The sequence below is a fragment of the Binatus sp. (SeqCode) genome (genome assembly GCF_049584895.1).
Classification (GTDB): Bacteria; Desulfobacterota; Binatia; order Binatales; family Binataceae; genus Binatus.
On record NZ_JBAUYR010000115.1, the window covers coordinates 1 to 21149 of the forward strand.

The window sequence follows — 21149 nt, forward strand, 5'->3', positions numbered from 1 at the left end:
TTCGGACATCGCCGCGGCGACGCGACGATGATGTCGGTGATCGAGTTCACCGGACAGGAAGAGCAGAGCAAATCAAAGAAGCCGCGCAAGCGCTCGGCGAAGAAAGATGCCGTGACCACCGAGCGTCCTCGTCGCGCGGCGGCGGCCGCGGGCTGATTCAACCGGTAGACTGGTTTCTGTCCACCTGCTGCAATAGGCGGACGGACCTATTTCGCCGCATAAACTGACATAGATAGTACGGCCGAGTAGGACGCCCACGTTCGTAAAGGGGAGGCACAGGGCGCCTATGGATTCGTCACTGCCGTTCAGGCAGAGGACTCTGGTTACGCTCGCGTCGTTGATTGCGCTGGCCGGAGTTGCATTCGTTTGCGGCCCGGTACATGCGGCGCAAACACCATTGCCCAATATCCTGTTGATCGTAATGGACGACATTGGCATCGACCAGTGGAAGCTGTTCGGATACGGCGGCGCAACTCCCGCCGCCACGCCCAACATCGACGCGATCGCCGCCGCGGGAATTAAATTTCACAATCTCTGGGCGATGCCGGCATGCTCGAACGGTCGCGCGACGCTTTTGACCGGCCGCTACCCGTTGCGCACTCACGTCTACACCGCGCTCGGCAACAATGATCTCGCGAACTTCATGGTCAACCCCAACGAGGTAACCGCTCCCAACTTGCTCAGGCAACGCGGTTATAAGAGCGCGCTGTTCGGCAAGTTCCACATGGGAATCCAGAGCAACAATCCTTACGGCTACGGCATGGTGCGGGCGTTCGGCTTTGATTACTTCTACGGATGGCTCGACGCTACCGGCGATCCCTCGTCGATCGACGGAACCGCCGGCGGCGTTGCTCCGCCCGGAACCTGGTCATGCGGCTTCGTCCGCGATGCAAACCACGGCGGCGCGGATTCGGGCGCTTGCTACAGCGGTAACAATACTTGCGCAGTAATGAGCAAATCGGGTGCTGAGGCTCCGGGTCGTGTATGCCGCGACGCCGGCGGCATCTTCGATCCAAACCAGCCGTGCGTCAATCCGACTCCCGACTACATCAACTTCGCCACGTTGAGCGGGCACTATGTTTCGCCGCTCACGATAAACAATGAGGACGGCTCAATCGAGCAGGTGCCCTCGACCGACATTCGAGCGCGGACTTATCGCGGCACCGATCCGGTGGACGCTGCGATTAACTGGATCAATCAACAGCCTACGAGTCAGCCGTGGATGGTGAGCCTGGCATTTGCGACTGCCCACACTCCCGTCATGCAACCGCCAACTCAATTGCTGCCTTCGAGCGAAGCGGACACCAGCAATCTGGATTGCTCCAACTCGCTCGACCAAAGAGTCATCACGAACCAGATGGAAGAGGCGCTCGACAGCGAAGTAGGGCGGCTTCTGGTAGCAACCGGGATTGCCAGCCGCGGCCAGAATGGCCAGCTGATCTACCGTCCGAATCAAACTAACACGGTGATCGTTATGGTCACCGATAATGGAAGCCTGGGGACGGTGGTGAAGGCGCCATTCGATACCAGCCAGGCGAAATCCAGTGTTTATCAGACCGGCGTATGGTGTCCCGGAATCGTCGCGGGTCCTCCGGTAAAGAAACCCGGCCGCCAGGTGAACGCGATGGTCAATATCGCGGACCTTTACCAGTTGTTTGGCGAGCTCGCCGGTATCGACGTGCATCAGAACGTCCCGCGTACAGTCGACGCGCAGTCCATTCTTCCGTATCTGCTCAATCCTTCGCAGCCGAGCATCCGCAAAACGAACTTTACGCAAATAGGCACTAACCTCCACGCCAACGGCGAGATCAACAGTCCCTGCCAATTCAACACTACCACTTGCTCGCAGATCGCTCCGACCAAAGGCGTGTGTGAGGACAATGGCGGGATATGGTGGGGATCCGGAGCGACCGACCCGAGCACTATCGGCATCCCGGCGGACGGATTGCAGCTTTGCTGTGACGTCGCCGTCTGGCAGGCAAATCACGCGCAGACAATTTTGACCAACATCTACCCGCTGGAGGCGTTCGCCATCCGCAACGACAACTACAAGATCGTGATCAATAACTACGAGGACTACGACGCATCTTCGAACTCGTGCCTCGCGACGTCGACCAAAGAATTTTACCAGATCAATGAGGACGTACCGTTGCCGAAGCTCGACAACGACAACCTGTTGGCTAGCGGAACTCCACTCAATCGGCAGCAAAAGAAGAACTACGACGCATTAACGGCGCAGCTTGCGCAGATCCTGGCGTCGCAGCCTGCATGCCCCGGCGACGTTAACCTCGATGGTGTCGTGAACAATGCGGACATAGCGGAGTGGCAAATGTTCCAGCAGCTTTCAGGATTCTCGAGCTGGGCCGACATCAACCTCGACGGACTGACAAACTCTGCGGATCTGGCAATCATACTGCAAAACCAGGGAGCGTGTCCTACCCCGCACGCAGCGCAGGTTCCCGCGGCTCAATCGCGGCCGATACCGGTGGCGTCACGGTAAAAGTCCGGTTTCCTACTCGATGCTCTCGAGCAGCTTTGCGCGCAGCGCCATGTGCGCGCTCTTGAGCCCGGACAGGATTCCGTCTTCGAAATTCCACTCGCCGCTCGCCATCAGGTCGGCGAAGTCGTTTGGATTGCGGATGTCCTCCGGAGTCAGCCCGGGATGAATCGCGCGCGCCATCGCAAGCACCTTGTTCTCCTGCTGCGCGATCATTTCGAGCATCAGGCGATCGATTAGCGCCAGTGTCTCGCGCGCGGCCATCCGCGAATCGTAACCCGTCTCGAGGCCGCTTCGCTACTTAAATTATGGTGAGTCCTGAATCTGGTTTGGAGATGAACTATTCCGCCTGACCGCGCGGGATTTTATCTGCTACGTATGCTGTATGGACAGATGCCACACGCTCGCCATACTCGACCTGAGATGAAGCGACGCTCGCTTTCGGTAAAAACAATTTTTGACGGAACGAAGCTACCCCTAGTGGTGGGGCCACCCAAGAACCACAGCGGATGGTATGAATTGCACTACATTGATCGATGAAAGCCGAACAGCACACCTGTACGCACGCCATCGAGCCACCGTCCCTGAGAGCAAAGTAGCGCGCCGCGCGCGACTTTGCGCTTCACACTGGGTGCAGGGGTCACCCCTGCCGCCCGCCGCGCAGGCGATTATTCTCTGCCACCTTCTTGGCGAGTGCGCGCTTTGATAATGTTGATGCACAGGCGGCAAAAATAAATGTCCAACGAACTCGTTGCTCCCGATAAATTTTTCCTCAATCGATTCGGCATGAACCACGGCGCGCTCGAGCGAATCCTCGGCAGCGCGCTCGAACGCAAGGCCGACTATGCCGATCTCTACTTCGAGTACCGCAGCGCCGAAGGGGTCGCGCTCGAAGAATCGATGGTGAATCACACAAGCAAGAGCGTCAGCCACGGCGTCGGCGTCCGCGTGTGCGCCGAAGATCGGACAGGCTACGCCTATTCCGACGAAGTCACCGTTGACCGGATGCGCCTTGCGGCCGAGGCCGCGCGCGCGATTGCCGATCAGCGCGGCACGGCGCCCGCCGCCGTGCAGGTCGGCGCTCCGGTCGCGCGTCATGCGCTTTACGATCTTCCCAGCACGCCGCTCGACGTGCCGGTGCAGGAGCGCGCGAAGCTGCTGAGCGAGATCGATAGCCTCGTGCGCGCGTCCGACCCGCGCGTGAAAAACGTGATGGCGTCGTTCGCATGCGAGCGCAAAATCGTGATGATCGTCAGGAGCGACGGGCAAGTCGCCGCGGACGTGCAGCCGCTCTGCCGGCTCAACGTGACGGTCATCGCCGAGGACGGCAAAGGTCGCCAGATGGGATCCTACGGTGGCGGCGGTCGCGTCGAATGGAATTATTTCATCGAGAATGATCGATGGCGCGAGTATGCGCTCGAAGCTGCGCGCCAGGCGATCGTCAATCTCGACGCCGTCGATGCGCCCGCGGGCGAGATGGTCGTCGTGCTCGGCCCCGGCTGGCCCGGAATTCTGCTCCATGAAGCGATCGGGCACGGCCTCGAAGGCGACTTCAATCGCAAGAAGACGTCCGCATTCGCTGATCGAATCGGCCAGAAGGTCGCGAGCGAACTCTGCACCGTGATCGACGACGGCACGATTCCAAATCGTCGCGGCAGCCTCAACGTCGACGATGAAGGCACGCCGACCTCGCGCACGGTGCTGATCGAGAAGGGAATCCTGCGCGGCTACCTGCAGGATCGGATGAACGCGCGGCTCATGAAGATGGAGCCGACCGGCAACGGCCGGCGCGAGAGCTTTGCGCATTCGCCGATGCCCCGGATGACCAACACCTTCATGCTCAACGGTGAATCGACGCCCGAGGAAATAATGAAGTCGGTCAAGAAGGGTCTTTACGCCGTCAACTTCGGCGGCGGGCAGGTCGATATCACCAACGGCAAATTTGTCTTTTCAGCAAGCGAGGCTTACCTGATTGAGGACGGCCAGGTTACGCGGCCGGTGAAGGGCGCCACGCTTATCGGCAACGGCCCCGACGTGCTGACCCGCGTCTCGATGGTCGGCAACGACCTCAAGCTCGACGCAGGCGTCGGCACCTGCGGCAAGGACGGCCAATCGGTGCCAGTGGGCGTAGGTTTGCCGACGATTCGTATCGACGGCATCACGGTCGGCGGCACCCGCGCAAACTAAATAGCAAGGAAGCTTTTGAATACCCCCGTCACACGTCTGGTCTTCTCTGTTCCCCCTTTCCTCTCAGGAAAGGGGGCGAGGGGGATAGGACGCCGATCTCTCGCGTACAACTCTGTTTCCCCTTCCCCATTTTTCTGGGGAAGGGGTCAGGGGTTAGGGTGTCTTCGTTTCGAAGGTAGGTAAAATCTGATGGCGCTTGATATTGAACTCGCCAACTGGGCGCTCGACGAAGCAAAGCGCAAGGGCGCGAGTGCGGCGGAAGTTTTGTGCGTCTCGGCCGAGTCACTCGAAGCCGGCGTGCGGATGGGCGAAGTCGAGAAGCTAAAAAGCTCGCGCGAGCGGCGGCTGGGACTGCGCGTATTCTGCGGACAGTCGTCGGCGACTTCCTCGACGGCCGAACTCGAGCGCGATTCGCTCGGCGCGTTCGTCGCGAGCACGGTCGAGCTCGCGCGCCTGTCGGCTGCCGATCCGTGGGCAGGATTGCCCGACCCTTCGATGCATCCGAAAACATTGCCCGAGCTTTCGCTCGCGGATCCCGACAGCGGAATCGTGAATGCGGATCGCGCGCTCGAGATCGCGCGCACGGGAGAGAACGCGGCGCTGAAATTCGATCCGCGCATCAAGAATTCCGGCGGCGCCGAATTCAGCTCCGGCCGCTACCAGGTCCTCTTCGCCAACAGCCAGGGTTTTTCCGGCGAGTATTCCGGTACTTCCTACAGCCTGGTGGTGGCGCCGATCGCGCAAGACGGCGACGCGATGCAACAGGGATACTGGTACACGTCGAATCGCCGCTTCGGAAAACTCGAAGACGCCGAGTCGGTCGGAGTAACCTCCGCCAAGCGCGCGTTGCGCCGGCTCGGTGCGCGCAAAATCAAGACCACGCACGCGCCGGTGGTCTTCGATCCCGACATGGCGGCCGGCTTGATTCGATCGATCGTCGGCGCCGCATCGGGGCCCGCGCTCTACAAAGGAGCGTCGTTCCTGGTCGGGCAGTTGGGAAAAACGATTGGCGCCGCCGGGGTCACGATCGTCGACGACGCGCTGATTCCCGGCGGTCTCGGCTCCAAGCCCTTCGACGGCGAGGGTCTGCCGACCTCCCGCAAAGCCGTGCTGGACAAGGGCGTGCTCGCGACCTATCTGCTCGATTGCTATTCCGCGCGCAAGCTTGGCATGACCCCCACCGGCAACGCCGCACGTTCGGTTGGCGAGGCTCCCAGCGTCTCGACCACCAACCTGTATCTCGAGCCCGGCAGCTACACGCCGGAGCAGATCATCGGCTCGGTGAAGCAGGGGCTGTACCTGACCGAGACGATCGGATTCGGCGTGAACATTGTCACCGGGGACTATTCGCGCGGCGCAGGCGGAATCTGGATCGAGGACGGTGAGCTGACGTACCCGGTGCAGGAGATCACAATCGCTGGCAACCTGAAGGACATGATCGCGAGCGTCGAAATGATCGGCAACGATCTGAACTGGAAATCGTCCACCGTCGCGCCCACTCTCAAGATTGCCGAGATGACAATCGCTGGCGCCTGAATCCAAGCCTGTCGATAATTCTTTACCGGCTTTTCGCTTCCGCTTGACCCACGCACGCCTTTCAGCTAACTTTTTGTAGGGTTTAGTTACACACCGGCCGTCATAAGGTGCAGCCGATGGGGAGATGATGATACCTATGAATGTTCAGGTCTCGGCTCAGGCTCAAGAAAGGCTGCTGACGAAGCTCTCGTCGATGGGACTTCCGCGCTCCGCTGCGACGGCTCTCCTCGAGCGCCACATGCTGGTGCGTTATCCCAAGGGCGCTGAGCTGTTCTCGATGGGATCTCCCGCCGACGTCGTCTTCGCAGTGCTCACCGGTCTCGTCAAGGTTCATAGCTCGCGTGCGGGCAGCGACCCGGTCTTGGTCGAGATTGCCGGTCCCGGCGACCTCGTCGGATACGCCGACTTTGCCGACGCGGACGGCGGACGATCGCAACTGTTCGAGGCGACCGCACTCAGTAACACTTGCGTAGCACTGTTCACGCGTCATCAGATTGCTGAGGTGCTCAGGAGTCTCGAGCCTGAAGCGCTGCTTCGGATCACGGAAGCGATCAATTCGATGTGGTCGTCGGTAGTCTATCGGTACGCGACATTTCTCGGGATGTCCCTGCGCAAGCGGCTCGAGATTGTTCTCGGCGAATTGGCGGGACGATTTGGTGTGCCTGATTCGCGGGGAACTCTGCTCCTGCCGGAGCTTGCGCAGGAAGAGCTCGCCGAGATGATTGGCAGCTCGCGCCCGATGGTCAGCAAGCTCCTCACCGAGATGACCGAGCGCGGCATGCTGATTCGCGAAGGACGCCGTCATATCCTGCTCGCGGCTCAGAAGCCGGCCGACGCAACCGCGGTCGCAGTTCCGCGCGAACCATCGCTGCATCCGGCGTTCGAGCCCGCGCGCGCGGCCACGCGCCGTGTACGAGCGGATCGCCGCGCGGTACGTGCGCCGGCCGCGCCGATTGTGAATATCTAGCTCTCCTTTCGGCTATTAAGAAGCATTGCGCCCGACTGCATTCCGCAGCCGGGCGCAGCTTTGATCCTCTATGCCGAAGGGTGAATTTGCGCTTTGCCCAAAACCGGAAAGTGGTTAGCTTTATAAAGAAGCTGGGCCATCCGAGGGTCACATGAACGCGAACCGATTCACCGAAAAACTCCAGGAAGCGCTCGGGCGCGCTCAAAATCTCGCCCTCAGCGCGCACAATCAGGCCGTCGACGTCGAGCATTTACTGGCGTCGTTGCTGGAAGACAATGAAGGTCTGGCATCGTCTATCCTGAAACTCACGGGAGTCGATCGCGACGAGGTGAGTCGCAAGCTCGAAGCTGAACTCGCCAAAATTCCAAAGGTAACGGGAGGCGGCGCCGACAGTGGGCAGGTCTACGCGAGTCAACGCCTCGGCCGCGTGCTCGCGCGCGCGGAAAAGGAAGCGGGCAAGCTCAAGGACGAGTACGTCTCGGTCGAGCACGTGCTGATCGCGATGCTCGATGAGCCCGGCGCTGCTTCGAAAATCCTGCGCGAGGCAGGGTTGACCCACGACAAGTTGATGGCGGTGCTGAAGAAGGTGCGCGGCAATCAGCGCGTGACGTCGTCGAATCCCGAGGCGACTTACCAGTCGCTCGAGAAGTACGGCCGCGACCTTACCGCGCTTGCCTCGGCCGGCAAAATCGATCCTGTCATCGGACGCGACGAGGAAATTCGCCGCGTGGTCCAGGTTCTCTCGCGCCGCACCAAGAATAATCCGGTGTTGATCGGCGAGCCGGGCGTCGGCAAGACCGCAATTGTGGAAGGTCTCGCGCGGCGGATCGTTCAGGGCGATGTGCCCGAGGGTCTTAAGAATCGCAAGTTGGTCGCGCTCGACATGGGCGCGTTGATAGCGGGCGCCAAATTCCGCGGCGAGTTCGAGGAACGGCTCAAGGCGGTCCTCAAGGAAGTTAAGGAAGCCGAGGGCGAGATAATTTTGTTCATCGACGAGCTTCACACCGTCGTCGGTGCCGGCGCGGCGGAAGGCGCGATGGATGCGTCGAACCTGCTCAAGCCGATGCTGGCGCGCGGCGAGTTGCATTGCATTGGTGCGACCACGCTCGACGAGTACCGCAAATATATCGAGAAGGACGCTGCGCTCGAGCGCCGCTTCCAGCCGGTGATGGTCGAGGAACCGAGCGTCGAGGACACTATCTCGATTCTGCGCGGGCTGAAGGAGCGCTACGAGGTCCATCACGGAATTCGAATCAAGGACTCCGCTCTGGTGGCTGCCGCGGTGCTCTCGAAGCGCTACATCACCGATCGATTCCTGCCCGACAAGGCGATCGACCTGGTCGATGAAGCGGCAGCCAAGCTGCGCACCGAGAAGGAATCGATGCCGGTCGAGATCGACGAGGTCAATCGGCGCGTGATGCAGTTGGAAATCGAGCGCGAGGCCCTCAAGCGTGAGTCCGATCAGTCGTCGCGCGATCGTTTGCAGAAACTCGAGAAGGAACTCGGGGAAGCCAAGGACAAGCGCGCGGGCCTGCAGGCACAATGGCAAACCGAAACCGGCGGTCTCGAAAAACTCGCAAAAATCAAAGCGGAGATCGAACAAACCAGGCTCGCAATCGAAAAAGCCAAGCGCGACTACGACCTCAACAAAGTCGCCGAGCTGCAGTACGGCAAGCTCCCGTCGCTCGAGAAGCAGCTCGCCGAAGAAGAGGAGCAGCTAATCAAGAAGAACGCCGGCGGTAAGCGGCTGATCAAGGAAGAAGTGGACGAGGACGATATCGCGGAGGTCGTCGCGCGATGGACCGGGATTCCCGTCTCACGCCTGCTCGAGGGCGAGGTGCAGAAGCTCGCGCATCTCGAGGAGCATCTGCACAAACGCGTCATCGGTCAGGACGAAGCGGTGACCGCGGTCGCCGACGCGGTGATTCGCGCCCGGTCCGGCCTCAAGGATCCCAACCGCCCGATTGGATCGTTCATTTTTCTCGGACCCACTGGCGTCGGCAAGACCGAACTCGCGCGCGCGCTGGCAGAGTTCCTGTTCGACAGCGAAGCCGCGATGATCCGAATCGACATGTCCGAGTACATGGAGAAGCATACCGTCTCGCGGCTGGTCGGCGCGCCTCCGGGCTACGTCGGCTTTGACGAGGGCGGGCAACTGACCGAAGCCGTGCGCCGCCGCCCGTACTCGGTCATCCTGTTCGATGAGATCGAAAAAGCGCATGCCGACGTCTTCAACGTCCTGCTGCAATTGCTCGACGATGGCCGCCTGACTGACGGTCATGGACGCACGGTGGATTTCCGCAACACAGTCATCATCATGACGTCGAATATCGCCAGCCAAATTATTCTCGGGTTCAAGGGGCAGGACTACGAGAAGATGAAGGCGCAGGCGCTCGACGTCCTGCGGCAGAGTTTCCGTCCCGAGTTTCTCAACCGCGTCGACGAAGTCGTCGTGTTCCATCCGCTGAGCCGCGAGGAGCTGCGCCAGATTGTCGACGTCCAGTTGGTGCGCCTGCGTCAGCGGCTCGAAGAGCACAAAATCGAGCTCGAATTGACCGACAAGGCGCGTGACTACCTGGCCGAGCGTGGCTACGATCCGTCGTATGGTGCACGTCCGCTGAAGCGACTCATCCAGCGCGAGCTCGAGACGTCGCTCGGACGAAAATTGCTGTCAGGCGAGATTCACGACAATTCGCGGGTAATCGTCGACGCTGGCGCCCGAGGATTGGAATTTTCCAGCAAGCCTCTCGCCGATGCAGCCTAAGTAGCTGTTCCGCCTACATAATCCATCTACTCGGGCAGAGCGTCCGATACTCTTGCTTCCCGCAAAATAAGCATTACACTTTAGATAGTGTGATGCTCGCATAATCGTATGATTAGAAGGGCTAATCTAAAATTTGCGCGTTTCTGCTAGAGAGAATATTAGTACCCGGAGTTGAATCCGGCATTTCAAAAGGATGACTGATGGCTAGTTCTACAATCGATCTCCGTATCGCAGCTGCAGCTTCACGTAAGCCGCGCTCGCGAATCTTTATCCGCATCGCAATCGTGATTGCTGCTCTCGCAGCCGCCGCCTCGCTCGCATTGCTGCCCGATCCCGCGAAGGCCGCGAGCAATCCTGTCGTGATCAAGATGTCTGACCGGAAGCCATTCTACACGCCCGAAAACGTCGCGATAAAAGTCGGCGACACCGTGAAGTGGGTTAACGACGGCCAGACGGTGCATGACGTCTCGACCACCGCAGCCAACGCCCAGAACCCCAAGGATACCTCGATGCCGAAAGGCGCGACGCCCTTTGACTCGGGCTTCATCCCGCCCGGCGGCGACTACAGCTACACATTCACGGTGCCGGGCACTTATCGATACTTTTGCCTTCCGCATGAGAAGGCGGGTATGGTCGGGGTGGTTGTCGTAAAGAAGTAGCGACAACGAAAGGAGATTTTCGAAATCGTGATTGGTCCGCTTGCCAGGACGACTCGCGTCTCGGCATTGATGCTCGCGGTTGCGCTTGCGATTGCAGCATCACCGGAGCCGGGTTTCTGTTTTCCGTGGAGCATCGACATGTACCGCGGGCCGGAGGTTCAGCCGTACGCAGAGGCACCGCGCGTTACTCCGGCCGACACAATTCCCGTCCATGGCGGAGAGCCTCCGATGAGCCTCGAGCAGGCTACCATCAAGATGCACAACCCGCTCGAGCCGACCCCGGCAAATCTCGCCGAGGGCAAAGACCAGTTCACGACCTACTGCGCGCCATGTCACGGAGAATCGGGGCAGGGTAACGGCCCGGTCGCGCATCTCCTGGCGAAGCCGCCGAAAAGTCTGATCTCCGGCACCAGCAAGGATCTGCCCGACGGCTACATCTATGGCGCGATTCGCGACGGCGTGCTGTCGATGCCTTCCTACGCCGAGGAAATGCCGGTCGAGCAGCGGTGGCAGGTCGTGATGTACATTCGATCCATGCAGAATGCCGCCGCGAAACCCAAGGTCGCCGGCAACTGACCCCCGCCGCCTGGGGCCCTGCCTCGCTTCCCGCAGAATTGCATTATGCGATCCGACGGGTTCTTCCGGTCGCCGAATTAAAACTATTTAATTGATTCTCGATTGCGGACCGGACCGGCTTAGCGTAACCGATTCGAGTCACGGCGATTGGAACCTTTCAGGGCAGTCGGCGTATTTAATTGGGCGGCTTGGGACCGAGGAGTTCGGATGCCTACGATAAGGATCGGCGGTGCACTGATGTTTGCGATAGCGACGGTCGGATTTCTCGTTTCGAACGCGAGCGCCGCGGACGCTCCGCTGTCCAAGGATCAGCTGGTCGAGATCGCGATCGAGGCAAATCCCGCGGTCAAGTCGGCGCGTTACCGATGGGACGCCGCAGTCCATTCGATCAAGCAGACCGTTGCGCCGAACGATCCGATCTTCACGTATTCGAATACCGACAGCGTCAGTAATCCGTTCGGTCGCCCGGATTTGCACTCATTCGGCGTGACCGAATCCTTTCAGTTTCCGGGCAAGGCTTTCCATCAGCGCGATCAAGCGATCGACGCCGCAGAAATTGCCCATCTTATGCTCGCCGCTACAGTCCGCGACGTTCGCGCGGCGACTGAGATCAGCTATTTTCAGTTGGTGCTCGACCAGGCTTCGTACGACCTCAACGCCGAGAACGTCGAAAACCTGGACCAGGTCGTCCGAGTCGCCGAGACAGCTTATTCGGCTTCGGCTGTGCAGCAAACCGACGTTATCAGCGCAGAGTTCAACCTCGCGACAGCACGCCAGTTTGAACGCCAGTATCGAACAGCGGTTGCAAACGACAAGACCGCCCTGAACCTGGAACTGTATCGCCCGGTCGGCTCGCCGCTCGCGGTGGATCAAACGCTGAAGCTCGAAGCCCTCAACTATCCGCTTGATGCGCTCATCGATCGCGCTTACGCGGCGCGGCAGGAGATTCTTGAGGCAGCGCTCTCGCAGCGCAGCGCGAACACCGCGCTCTATCTGGCGAAGATGGAATACCTGCCCGATTTTACCGCTGGCATTGGCAACGATCAGTACACTCTCAGCACCGCCGGGCCTCAACCCAATAAATTCAACTATTGGTTCAGCTCTATTGGTTTCAATGTGCCGATCTTCTTTTGGCTCCATCAGAATGAGGATGTGGCGCGAGCGAAGGCCAGCCTGGCGGCAGCGCGCTCGAGCCAGGATCTGATCAGAATTCAGACGGCCGCGGCAGTCACCACGCTGTTCCGCAACGCGCAGTATGCTTACGAAACCGCAATTCTGTATCGCGATTCGCTGATTCCGCTGGCGCGCCAGAACCTTCGGGTCGCCCTGACCGCATACCAGGGAGGCAAAATCGATTTCACGACGCTCTCGACTATCCTGCAGAGTGGGTTCGCGGCGCGCGTGAATTACCTGCAGGCGGCAAATCAATTTCTAGCCGGCGAAGTTTCGCTCGAGCAGGCTATCGGAGCGCCGTTGCATCAATGAGCCGACGCACCTTCAATCCTGTCGCGCTCGCTGCCGTCGCGGCCGCTATCGGGGCCGCACTTCTTATCGGCGGATGCCATAACGACACGCCCAGCGGCGCCGCGGTCCCTGAAGCTACTCCAGTGGTCCGACTGATTCGGCAGCAGGGCATTGATGTGATTCAGTTCAACGCGAGCGACGTTCCCGGCCTGAAGATCCTGCAGGCTCAGAACATTGAGCTGCCGGGCACGCTGGAAACAACCGGGCAGATCACTTTCGACGACCGCAGCACCTCGACGATTATTTCGCGGGTGCAGGGACGTATCGAGCAGACCCGCGTCTCGCTGTGGGACAATGTTCAGCGCGGTGAAAAAATCATTGCACTCTACAGCCCCGATTTCATGACGGCGGAATCCGAGTATCTTCAGGCGCACGAGACTTCGAAACTTATGAAGGCGCCGGGAGTGGGCGGCTCGTCGGATTTTGCCGGCGCTCTGTCGCTAGCCGCCAAACGCAAACTGCAGTTTCTCGGAATGACGGACGGCGACATCGCGGCTATCAAGGCGCCCGATCCTACAGTCTGGATGCGCGCGCCTATCAGTGGCACCGTCGTCGAAAACAAAGCGCAGCGCGGCGCTGCCGTTAATCCAGGCGACGAACTATTTTCGCTCGGCACGCTGAACGACGTCTGGATCACCGGTGACATTTACGAGGACGATCTCGCACGGGTCCGCGTCGGCCAGGATCTATCAGCAATCACCACCGCCTTTCCCGATGAGGTCTTCCACGGCGTGATCGATCGCATCAGTCCGAACATCGATCCCAACACGCACACGCTGCAGATCCGCTGCGTCGTGAAAAACCCCGGCGCCCGGCTGAAACCCCAGATGCTCGCGAAGGTGACCATTGTCACCCGCCCCGGCGAGGCGCTGGTAGTTCCGCAGGACGCCCTCGTTTTCGATATCGACAACTACTACGCATTCGTCGAGGTGAGCCCCGGAACGTTTGAGCATCGCAAGGTCTCGATCTCCTCGTGGAGCAAAGTCGGCTACGCGCGTATCGTCTCAGGGCTCAAGGCCGGCGACCGTATCGTCAGCGGCGAGACGCTGCAGGTGAATGCGCTCTGGCACGAGGCTCACGGGGAAAGCTCCTAGAGAGTCGCAACGGGAATTTTTGGCTAGCCGATGATTCGATCGTTGATGGCGCTGGCTCTGCGCGAACGAATAGTCGTCATCGGCATCGCGTTGATGCTCCTGCTGGCCGGCATCTTTTCGTTTTCCCAATTGGATATCGAGGCTTATCCAGATCCGGTTCAACCGCTGATCGAGATCCTGGCGCTGCCTAACGGTCTCAGCGCCGAAGAAGTTGAAAAGCTGGTAACAGTGCCGATCGAATATGGTCTGGCCGGAATGCGCGATCTCGAGGCGATGCGCTCGATTTCGCTCTATGGACTCTCGGACATTCGTTGCTACTTCTCCTGGGACAGCGACTACTACTGGGACCGTGTCGAGACTATTAATCGACTTTCGTTTATCAGCTTGCCGCAGGGCGTCACGCCCGCAATCTCCCCCGACAATCCCATCGGCGAAATCTACCGCTACACGGTCGAGAGTCCCGATCACGATCTGACCAACGAGAAGACCATCGAGGACTGGATCCTCGAAAAGCAAATCAAGACCGTACCGGGGGTCGAGGACGTTTCGGGTTTCGGCGGATTGACCAAACAGTTCCAGGTCGAAGTCGACCCGCACAAGCTGAACTACTACCAGGTCCCACTGTCGACCTTGATCGCGGCGCTGCAGAACTCGAACACCAACTCCGGTGGCAACTATATGAGCGTCGGGGAGCAGGCGTTTGACGTGCGCGGGCTCGGCTTCTTCCGCGGCCTCGACGACATCGGCGACGTCGTGCTCAATGCCAACAAGTCGGTCCCGATCAAGGTCTCCAATGTCGCCGACGTTGAGATTGGCTACGCGCCGCGGCTGGGAATCGTCGGCAAGGACAATCAGAACGAGGTCGTTACCGGCATCGTCCTGATGCGCAAGTACGGCAACACGCTCGAAACACTCAAGGGGGTCGAGGCCAAGGTCCAGGACCTCAACACCTCGGGCATCTTGCCCACCGGCTACAAGGTCGTACCGTACTACGACCGCACGACACTGGTCGAGACCACGCTTCACACTGTGCTCGAAAATCTCACGGTCGGGATGGTGCTGGTTTTCCTGGTGTTGATTTTCTTTCTCGGCAACTTGCGCGCGGCAATCATCGCCGCGATTAACATTCCACTGGCGCTGTGCGGGGCGTTCGCTTTGATGCACCTGACCAACACGCCTGCCAACCTTATCTCGCTAGGCGCGATCGACTTCGGCATCATCATCGATACCACCGTCATCGTGATGGAAAATATCGAGCGGCATCTGACCGCGCCTGAGCGATCGCACGAAAGTTATCGGCTTCGAATCCTTGCGGCCGCGCAGGAGGTTGGCGGTCCGATGTTCTTCTCGACGCTGATTTTCGTGATCGCGTTCCTGCCGCTGTTCACGATGCGCGGGGTCGAGGGCGCCATCTTCTCGCCGATGTCGCACACCTACGCGTTCGCGCTCGGCACCGCGATTCTGCTTGCGGTGACCTTGTCGCCGGTGCTGTCGTCGTATTTCTTCGCGCGCGGATTGCGAGCGATTCACAATCCTGTCTGGAGCGCGATTGCGGCTTTCTACCACGGCATGTTCGAGCGGATACTGCGCTGGCCGCGGCTGACTTTGAGCGCCGTCGTGCTGCTGGTGGCAGTGGTACTGTCGCTGTTCCCGCTGCTGGGCGGGCAGTTCCTGCCCAAGCTCGAGGAAGGAAATATCTGGGCACATGCGACGATGCCTCTCACGATTTCGCTCGAGCATGGCGCCAAGCTGTGCAATCAGATGCGCTCCGTGTTCAAGAGTTTTCCCGAGGTTACCACCGTAGTTTCGCAGCTCGGCCGCCCTGACGACGGCACCGAGACTGCGGGTTTTTTCAACATTGAATTCTCAGTCGACCTGAAGCCGGACGATCAATGGCCGGCCGGCATGACCAAACCGAAACTCGTCAAGCAGATCGACGATAAACTTACGCAGAGATTTCCAGGCGTGAGCTTCAGCTATTCGCAAAACATCGAGGACAATATCGACGAGGCGATCTCAGGTGTAAAGGCCGGCGAAAACGCCATCAAAGTTTTCGGTCAGGACCTGGCGACCGACGAACGTATCGCCAACGATATCAGGGAAACGTTGGGCGGCGTGCCCGGCGTTGTCGATGAAGTAGTCCTGCGCTCGATGGGCCAGCCCAATCTGCAAATCACCCCTGACCGGGCCGCGTGCGCGCGTTATGGACTCAATGTCGGCGACGTCGGCGCGATTGTGCAGGCGGCGATCGGCGGGCAGGCGGTCACTCAGGTGCTTGAAGGCGATCGGCGCTTCGACCTGGTCGTGCGATGGAAGCCGGAGTATCGCGAGAGCCTGGATGCGGTCCGCCAAATCCGCGTCAACCTGCCAGCCGGCGGACAGATCCCGCTCGACCAGGTTGCGAAAATCGAGACTGCCGAGGGCGCGTCCTTCATCTACCGCGAGGCGCTGCAGCGTTACGTGCCGGTCAGATTTTCCGTCCGCGATCGCGATTTGCAGAGCACCATCCTCGATGCGAAGCGGCGAATCTCGAAAGAAGTCCATCTTCCCGAGGGCGTGCATCTGGAATGGTCGGGCGAGTATGGCGAACTCCAGGCCGCCAATCGCCGCTTCGCAATCGTCGTACCCTTCGCGCTCTTGCTGATAGCAGGCGTCCTCTACGCCGCGACCCAATCGCTCATCGATACCTTCATCATCATGGCGCAGATTCCGGTCGCATGTCTCGGCGGAGTTCTCGCGCTGATCATCACCGGCACTCCTTTCAGCGTTTCGGCCGGCGTGGGCTTCATTTCAATTTTCGGAATCGCGGTGATGGACGGCATCCTGTTGAGCTTCTACATCCGCCGGCTTTGGGAGGAGGGCAATCCGTTTGTCGAATCGATCATCACCGGATCCGACCGTCGTCTTCGCGCCACGATGATGACGGACCTGGTTGACGCGCTCGGACTCCTGCCGGCGGCGGTCTCGACGCGAATCGGTGCTCAGACGCAACAGCCGCTGGCAATCGTCGTCATAGGAGGCGCGCTGGCGATCATGGTGCTGACACGAATCTTGCAGCCAGTACTGATCTACCTATGCCATCGTCGCCTGCGCCTGGACGATCAGAACCGCGCGCGGATGACACAGCCGGTCGAATTAATCGATCCCGATCGGACCTGACAACTGTAACCAACTTCTCGCGTCCACGAGGCACCACGCTTCGTACTTCTCTTTTCATGAGGGAAAAGAATATGGCGCAACCAGCTGATGTCGAACGCTATCGGGAAAACTGGCAGGACGAGGTCGATAGCGCTGCCGAGTATCGCGCGATGGCAGAGAGCGAGTCCGATCCGAAAATCGCCAAAGTGTACTCCAACCTCGCGAGCATGGAGGAAGCTCACATCGCGTTTTGGGAAGACAAATTGCGCGCCGCCGGCGAAAAGGTTGGAGAACGTCGGCCGTCCTGGCGCAGTCGCGTACTTGCCTGGATCGCACGGCGGCTGGGCGCTGACGCGGTCCTCTCGACCATCGCCGCGAAGGAGGCGATGGACCGCAACGTATATGTGAAACAGCCTGAGACCAGCGGCACCCGGATGAGCTCGCAGGAGCAATGGCACACGCGGGTCCTCGGCCAGCTACTGCGCACGCAGCCTCGCGGGTTGAGCGGCAGCTTTCTGGCCAGACTCGAGGGCAGGCATCGCGCGGTCGGCGGCAATGCCCTGCGCGCCGCGGTGTTGGGAGCAAATGACGGCCTCTGCTCGAATCTAAGCCTGGTTATGGGAGTGGCAGGCGCGGCGATAAACCGCCACGGCATTCTCATCACCGGTGTAGCCGGCCTGATCGCCGGGGCGTGCTCGATGGCGCTGGGAGAGTGGGTATCGGTGACCAGTGCGCGAGAACTCGCCGAGCGCGAGATTCGTATCGAATCGAGTGAACTCGAGGAAGATCCCGAAGGCGAAGGCGAGGAGTTGCAGTTAATCTACGAATCGAAAGGGCTGAGCAGCAGTGAAGCGAAGCGCGTGGTCGATCAGGTACTCACGGACAAGACCGCGACTCTCGACGCGCTCGCACGCGAGGAGCTGGGGATCGATCCAACAGAGCTAGGCGGCTCCGCTTATGAGGCTGCGCTGGCGTCGTTCATGCTTTTCGCACTGGGTCCCGATTCTGCCGGTTTTGACTACATCGGGTCGGGTAGCAGTTGTCTTGAGCGTCGGCCTGAGCGGACTCGCACTGTTCGCGATTGGCGCCGCGATTACGATCTTTACCGGGGTGAGTGTCTTGCGCTCCGGGAGCCGCCAACTCGCACTCGGCCTGGGAGCTGCCGGCATAACCTTCTTGATTGGCCACGCTATCGGGGCCACCCTGACTTGACGCGGCTCGATAGCGCTCCCATCAAGCCTCGCCGTCTCGCACCAACCGTGGTAAACGGGCAGGAGGAGGATCTCAGCGATGGAATTCGAGATGCTCGCGAGTGGCTACGGCCTGCTCGAAGCGCCGCGTGTCGACGATCTCGGCCGGCTCTATTTCAGTGATATTCCCAACGGCGGCATCTATCGGCGCAATCCGGGAGGCAACGTCGAAACGCTGATCCCGAAACGCAAAGGCGTCGGCGGGATGAACTTCAACCAAAGCGGCGGGCTGGTGCTCACGGGCCGCGCCCTGATTCATTGGGACGAGAAGACCGGCAAAAGCCGCGACCTGTTCGCGGCGTGGGAAGGCAAGCCGATCAGCATGAACGATCTCACATGCGACGATCACGGCAGCGTCTACACCGGCACCATCAACTTCAATCCGCTGAGTAACGACAAGCCGATTCCAGGCAGCCTGTTCCGCATCGATCCGCCCGGCCGCCCGGTGAAGTTGTGGGATGGCATCGAGGTCAGCAACGGTCTCGGATTCAGTCCCGACCGGAAACATCTATACCATTCGGACTCGAGCACCGGCGCGGTGTGGGTTTACGACGTGACGCACGAGCGCGGCGTCAAAGACCGGCGCATCTTTGCGAAAATGCCCGAGGGAATGCCGGACGGACTAGCGGTCGATGCGCAAGGCGGCGTGTGGGTTGCGGCAGTGCGGGTCGGCGAGGTCGTGCATTTCTCGAAGGACGCCACGCTGGTAAAGCGAATCAAATTGCCGGCCACGATGGTAACCAGCCTGGTCTTCGGCGGCCGCGACTTGCGCGATCTCTACGTCGTCACGGCAGACAACACCGACGATCCAAATCGCAAGGGGACGATTTTCCGTGGTCGCGCCGACGTGCCGGGACTACCGGTGCCGAAAGCGAACTTTTAGGTTTTTACTCTCGACAGCGATCCGACCACGACCGGATCGCTGGGCAACTGATCGCGCGATCCAGCCAGCAGCGCGCCGGCGACGATCGTCAATGCGAATGCGCCGACTCGCATCGCGGCGGGCATTGAACCGGCCGGCAGTCGCTCGCCGAAAACGATCATCCCGCCGATGATCGGCACGATGTTCGAGAGAGCTCCAGACAGCGGCATCGCAATTATCGCGCGCGACGAGTGAAACGAATTCTGCAGCATGACGATCCCGATTATGTTGGCCGCGACCACGCTATACACGTAGGGACACGAAACGATTCGCAGCGCGAGTGAGCCGTTATCGCCGGCGAGCGCAAGTGTCATCGCCTTAGTGAACAAGCCGCCGAGGCCGAACGCGATGCCGGAAAAAATCGCGGCCGCGGCGCCGCTGGCATTCATCCGCGCGACGGCCATTGGAGCCAATCCGATGAGCGTCAGTAGAGCGGTGAACATAAGCAGCGTTGCAGGTTCGAACGCGCCTTCGGTCTCACCGCCGCCAAGCGACAGCGCGAGCAGCAGCATCCCGAACACGATGGCGCCGATGCCGACCCATTCGCGCGGAGTCGCTCGCTCGCCGAGAATTACCACCGACGCAACGACGAACAGCGCGATTCCGCCCTGTCCCATCACCGCCACCATCGACACCGGCGCCCTCGACACCGCGATCACGTAGCAGGCCCAGCCCACCGTCTGCACGCCGAGTCCGCCGATCCACATGGGATCGCGAATCCACGCGACGATCGCGCTAATCGTGTTTGCGCCGGACGCTTTCGGCAGATGCGTCGAGCGGGTCTTCATCATGAGTAGCCCGAGCGCCATGAGCGCGCTGGCAACGACCGCCATGGCCAGGTACAGAATCACTGGTTCAGCCTTTCACTTCGCGCATTACGCCGCCACGGATCACCTTGAACTGACGTCCGGCCCACATCACTTTGTTGCTGAGCAGGCTTGCAAACCATACTCCCGTCATAATCAGGTCCTTGAGCGGGACCATCCACAACTCGCTCAGCATCCCCGGCATCTTGAGCACGCGGCCGACGATCGCAGCGGACATCGCGAGCCGCGCCGCGACCACCAGCGTCAACGTCGCGAAAGCCGCGGCGCTTCCGCGCGAGGCCACCACCAGCATCAGCGCCCAGAACGGCCCATGCATCAGGATTGTCGCGATACTGATAGGACGCACGGTGCGGTAGGTGCGCGCCCACCGCAGTTGGTGATGCCAGAATTCGGCGAAACTCTTTTCCTCGCACGTCAGGGTGACCAGCGAATCGGATAGCTTGATTTCGTAGCCCTGCGTGTTGGTGAAGTTGCCCAGGTAGAAGTCGTCGGCGAGCATGTTCTTGACCGCGCGGAATCCGCCCGCGGCCTCGAGCACCTTGCGCTTGATCGCGATCGTCGCACCGAGGGCGTAATGCATCGGCTCGATCATTTCAGCGAGCAGGATCTGCGGCAGGAAGTCGGTGTTGACGTACAGCGCCTCCAGCCGTGACGCGAACGATCCACCCGGCCGTGCCCGATACGCGCAAGTCACGATGCCGATTTTCTCGTCGGAGACCAGTTCGCCGACAATCCGTTTGAGGTAGTCGCGCTCGACCGATACATCGGCGTCGCTCAGCACGAACACTTCGGCTTTCTCGGCGCGATCCGCCATCTTGACCAGCTTCGCGATTTTGCGATTGCTGCAGTTGGGCTCCTCGCCGACTATCAGCGTGAGGTTTGCGTACTGGTAGCGCTGGCGCAGTGCGACCGGGATTTCGGCGGCGCCATCCTCGTAGCTCTCGACGCCAAAATAGTAGTCCACCCGCGGGTACGCGATTTCCAAAAAGCTGACCAGGTTGCCGGCGAGCGAATTGCTGCTGCCATGCAGCGGCTTCAGCACTGCGACGCGCGGTGGAACCTTGGGCAACGGGGACAGGGGAGAGGTTGTGCGCTTTGCAAACCTGATCGCAGCGAGCGTTGCCGCGATGTAGTAGAACATCGAAACGACCACGGCCGCAGCCGGTAAAGCGATCCAGATTGTCATCGAATAATTTGCGCCGCGATTC

The 21149-nt window shown here is 60.3% G+C and carries 15 protein-coding genes; 12 read left to right on the plus strand and 3 right to left on the minus strand.

Going from position 1 to position 21149, the window contains the following annotated elements; all coding sequences use genetic code 11:
* The first annotated feature begins 286 nt into the window (after nucleotides 1-286).
* Complete coding sequence (locus WB650_RS19855) at nucleotides 287-2500, plus strand: sulfatase-like hydrolase/transferase (RefSeq protein ID WP_423961738.1); 2214 nt, start codon at nucleotides 287-289, stop codon at nucleotides 2498-2500.
* A gap of 12 nt (nucleotides 2501-2512) precedes the next feature.
* Here the strand turns inward: WB650_RS19855 and WB650_RS19860 are convergent, their stop codons facing one another.
* A complete protein-coding gene (locus WB650_RS19860; protein WP_422300621.1) occupies nucleotides 2513-2761 on the minus strand; it encodes a hypothetical protein in 249 nt (82 codons plus the stop codon).
* Nucleotides 2762-3232: 471 nt separating this feature from the next.
* On the opposite strand from WB650_RS19860, the gene tldD reads away from it, so the two are divergent.
* The 11 genes from tldD to WB650_RS19915 all read left to right on the plus strand — a co-directional run bounded on the left by tldD (nucleotide 3233) and on the right by WB650_RS19915 (nucleotide 19075).
* Nucleotides 3233-4684, plus strand: coding sequence for a metalloprotease TldD (gene tldD, locus WB650_RS19865; RefSeq protein ID WP_422300622.1), 1452 nt, complete (start codon nucleotides 3233-3235; stop codon nucleotides 4682-4684).
* A 189-nt stretch (nucleotides 4685-4873) separates the two neighbouring features.
* On the plus strand, nucleotides 4874-6220 hold the full coding sequence (locus WB650_RS19870) for a TldD/PmbA family protein (RefSeq protein WP_422300623.1): 1347 nt from the start codon (nucleotides 4874-4876) through the stop codon (nucleotides 6218-6220).
* A 136-nt stretch (nucleotides 6221-6356) separates the two neighbouring features.
* Nucleotides 6357-7187 carry a Crp/Fnr family transcriptional regulator gene (locus WB650_RS19875; RefSeq protein WP_422300624.1) on the plus strand — a complete coding sequence of 277 codons (831 nt, stop codon included), beginning with the start codon at nucleotides 6357-6359 and terminating at the stop codon, nucleotides 7185-7187.
* A 151-nt stretch (nucleotides 7188-7338) separates the two neighbouring features.
* Nucleotides 7339-9951, plus strand: coding sequence for an ATP-dependent chaperone ClpB (gene clpB / locus WB650_RS19880; protein ID WP_422300625.1), 2613 nt, complete (start codon nucleotides 7339-7341; stop codon nucleotides 9949-9951).
* Between the two features lie 200 nt (nucleotides 9952-10151).
* Nucleotides 10152-10610 (plus strand): cupredoxin domain-containing protein, encoded by a 459-nt coding sequence (locus WB650_RS19885; protein WP_422300626.1) that lies wholly within the window; start codon nucleotides 10152-10154, stop codon nucleotides 10608-10610.
* A gap of 27 nt (nucleotides 10611-10637) precedes the next feature.
* Entirely contained in the window at nucleotides 10638-11186 is a 549-nt protein-coding gene (locus WB650_RS19890; RefSeq protein WP_422300627.1) for a c-type cytochrome, read from the plus strand.
* Between the two features lie 207 nt (nucleotides 11187-11393).
* Nucleotides 11394-12671 carry a TolC family protein gene (locus tag WB650_RS19895; protein WP_422300628.1) on the plus strand — a complete coding sequence of 426 codons (1278 nt, stop codon included), beginning with the start codon at nucleotides 11394-11396 and terminating at the stop codon, nucleotides 12669-12671.
* Nucleotides 12668-13804 (plus strand): efflux RND transporter periplasmic adaptor subunit, encoded by a 1137-nt coding sequence (locus WB650_RS19900; RefSeq protein WP_423961742.1) that lies wholly within the window; start codon nucleotides 12668-12670, stop codon nucleotides 13802-13804. Before WB650_RS19895 ends, WB650_RS19900 begins: the two co-directional genes overlap by 4 nt.
* Nucleotides 13805-13834: 30 nt before the next feature.
* Nucleotides 13835-16963: an efflux RND transporter permease subunit gene (locus WB650_RS19905; RefSeq protein ID WP_422300776.1), complete on the plus strand. Its 3129-nt coding sequence runs from the start codon at nucleotides 13835-13837 to the stop codon at nucleotides 16961-16963.
* 71 nt (nucleotides 16964-17034) lie between these two features.
* Complete coding sequence (locus WB650_RS19910) at nucleotides 17035-18315, plus strand: VIT1/CCC1 transporter family protein (protein WP_422300777.1); 1281 nt, start codon at nucleotides 17035-17037, stop codon at nucleotides 18313-18315.
* Nucleotides 18233-19075, plus strand: a complete 843-nt coding sequence (locus WB650_RS19915) for an SMP-30/gluconolactonase/LRE family protein (protein WP_422305177.1) — start codon at nucleotides 18233-18235, stop codon at nucleotides 19073-19075. The genes WB650_RS19910 and WB650_RS19915 overlap by 83 nt, the downstream gene beginning before the upstream one ends.
* Here the strand turns inward: WB650_RS19915 and WB650_RS19920 are convergent.
* Nucleotides 19072-19965: a hypothetical protein gene (locus WB650_RS19920; RefSeq protein ID WP_422305179.1), complete on the minus strand. Its 894-nt coding sequence runs from the start codon at nucleotides 19963-19965 to the stop codon at nucleotides 19072-19074. The genes WB650_RS19915 and WB650_RS19920 overlap by 4 nt on opposite strands.
* Nucleotides 19966-19969: 4 nt before the next feature.
* On the minus strand, nucleotides 19970-21127 hold the full coding sequence (gene hpnI / locus WB650_RS19925) for a bacteriohopanetetrol glucosamine biosynthesis glycosyltransferase HpnI (protein ID WP_422305181.1): 1158 nt from the start codon (nucleotides 21125-21127) through the stop codon (nucleotides 19970-19972).
* Nucleotides 21128-21149 lie beyond the last annotated feature (22 nt).

Excerpts from the sequence above, each read along its gene's own strand:
- WB650_RS19905 (WP_422300776.1), top strand. The coding sequence starts at position 13,835 with ATGATTCGATCGTTGATGGCGCTGGCTCTGCGCGAACGAATAGTCGTC.
- WB650_RS19895 (WP_422300628.1), top strand. The coding sequence starts at position 11,394 with ATGCCTACGATAAGGATCGGCGGTGCACTGATGTTTGCGATAGCGACG.
- WB650_RS19885 (WP_422300626.1), top strand. The coding sequence starts at position 10,152 with ATGGCTAGTTCTACAATCGATCTCCGTATCGCAGCTGCAGCTTCACGT.
- hpnI (WP_422305181.1), bottom strand. The coding sequence starts at position 21,127 with ATGACAATCTGGATCGCTTTACCGGCTGCGGCCGTGGTCGTTTCGATG.
- WB650_RS19875 (WP_422300624.1), top strand. The coding sequence starts at position 6,357 with ATGAATGTTCAGGTCTCGGCTCAGGCTCAAGAAAGGCTGCTGACGAAG.
- WB650_RS19870 (WP_422300623.1), top strand. The coding sequence starts at position 4,874 with ATGGCGCTTGATATTGAACTCGCCAACTGGGCGCTCGACGAAGCAAAG.
- WB650_RS19910 (WP_422300777.1), top strand. The coding sequence starts at position 17,035 with ATGGCGCAACCAGCTGATGTCGAACGCTATCGGGAAAACTGGCAGGAC.
- WB650_RS19900 (WP_423961742.1), top strand. The coding sequence starts at position 12,668 with ATGAGCCGACGCACCTTCAATCCTGTCGCGCTCGCTGCCGTCGCGGCC.
- clpB (WP_422300625.1), top strand. The coding sequence starts at position 7,339 with ATGAACGCGAACCGATTCACCGAAAAACTCCAGGAAGCGCTCGGGCGC.
- tldD (WP_422300622.1), top strand. The coding sequence starts at position 3,233 with ATGTCCAACGAACTCGTTGCTCCCGATAAATTTTTCCTCAATCGATTC.
- WB650_RS19915 (WP_422305177.1), top strand. The coding sequence starts at position 18,233 with ATGGAATTCGAGATGCTCGCGAGTGGCTACGGCCTGCTCGAAGCGCCG.
- WB650_RS19855 (WP_423961738.1), top strand. The coding sequence starts at position 287 with ATGGATTCGTCACTGCCGTTCAGGCAGAGGACTCTGGTTACGCTCGCG.
- WB650_RS19860 (WP_422300621.1), bottom strand. The coding sequence starts at position 2,761 with ATGGCCGCGCGCGAGACACTGGCGCTAATCGATCGCCTGATGCTCGAA.